The sequence below is a fragment of the Roseobacter weihaiensis genome, assembly GCF_020622345.1.
In the GTDB taxonomy this organism is placed as follows: domain Bacteria; phylum Pseudomonadota; class Alphaproteobacteria; order Rhodobacterales; family Rhodobacteraceae; genus Roseobacter; species Roseobacter weihaiensis.
The window spans coordinates 1-1,367 of the sequence record NZ_JACNMO010000075.1; the positions used below are offsets into that span (position 1 = coordinate 1).

Genomic DNA, 1,367 nt, shown 5'->3' on the forward strand with positions numbered 1-1,367 from the left:
GTTCTCTATCTGCGGCCGTTAATTCAAGTGGGTTTTTGATCTCATCGGGTTCATGGTTCTCTCCGAGGTCGGCAGTGCCGCCTCATAATGGCGTCGGGGACTGGTGCCTCAAAATGGTCCGCTGCGAGGTCGCCTGAGTTCAGGCGCATCGACATTGGTAGGCGAGGTCATCCGGCCTCCGTCCCGATGGGACGTCTGTACACCCGGACGGGCGTATTCGGTTGGTGGCTATCTCATGCAGGCAGCTCCTCTTTGGTCCAGGCGAAGGTCGTGCCATCACGCCAGATGCGGGTCATGATGACAGCCAGTTTTCGCGCCGTGGCAACCATGGCTTTCTTCATTCCCCTCCGCGCGACCAGCCGCATTGCCCATGCTTTGAGTGGCGAGAAGCGCGCGACGCGTTGGATCAGGATGTTGGCTGCTTCATATAGCAGTTTGCGCATGGCCCCATCACCACGTTTGGAGATGCGTCCCGACCAATCCGTTTCACCAGATTGATAACGCCGCGGTGTCAGTCCCAAATAGGCACCAACATCCGTTGCTTTGCCAAACCGCGTCACATCATCAATCGTAGCAATAAAGCTGAGGCTGACGATGGGCCCCACACCGGGAATGCTGGTGAGCCGCCGGGCAAGAGGGGTGTCTTTGGCAAGCTGCTGCACCTTTGCATCAATTGCTGTGGCTTCAAGGCAGACAGCTTCATGTACGGCGATCAATGAGGCGAAGATCATCTCCAGATTTGGTTCTCCCTTGATTGCCACCCCAAGCTGATCGCGGAAGCTCTGTCGGCTGTACCCGGCATTTACCGGCCCAAGTCGGATCCCATAGGCCTTCAATAGCCCCCGCGCTTGCCCTTCGATATCCATCCGGATGCGGATCAACCGTTCCCGTGCAGAAAGCACAAGGCGCAACTGATCGCTCGCCTCACTCTTTACATGAACTTCGCCGTACCAACCTGTGCGGGCCAGTTGCGCCAGGCCGGCAGCATCTGATTTGTCAGATTTGTTCATCCGCGCTGACAGCACTTTGTGGGCGGCTCGCGCATCAATGCAGACAACCGGCGCACCCCGTTTTATCAACTCCCGCGTCAGCCAGATCGAGAGCGGGCCAGATTCGTGAACGATCTTCTCAACATCGTCGACTTCAGCAGCAATGGCTCGAACAATTTCATCAGGATCAGTGGCACACGAGCCTTCAAAAATGATCGCGCCGGCATCATCCACAATGCAAAGCGCACATTGCTCTTGGGCGACATCAATTCCAACGTAGCGTTTCATGGTATCTCTCCTCTGGCTGAATGGTTTCAACATCGACTTTAACGACGTTCGAAACCTCCCAAGCCGGATTCGCCGCAGATACGCCATGTC

General features: G+C 56.3%; 1 protein-coding gene. It reads right to left on the bottom strand.

The window, feature by feature from the left end; genetic code table 11:
• Positions 1-233: 233 nt before the first annotated feature.
• Positions 234-1,277, bottom strand: coding sequence for an IS110 family RNA-guided transposase (locus tag H7847_RS26555; protein ID WP_227272728.1), 1,044 nt, complete (start codon positions 1,275-1,277; stop codon positions 234-236).
• Positions 1,278-1,367 lie beyond the last annotated feature (90 nt).

Excerpts from the sequence above, each read along its gene's own strand:
- H7847_RS26555 (WP_227272728.1), bottom strand. The coding sequence starts at position 1,277 with ATGAAACGCTACGTTGGAATTGATGTCGCCCAAGAGCAATGTGCGCTT.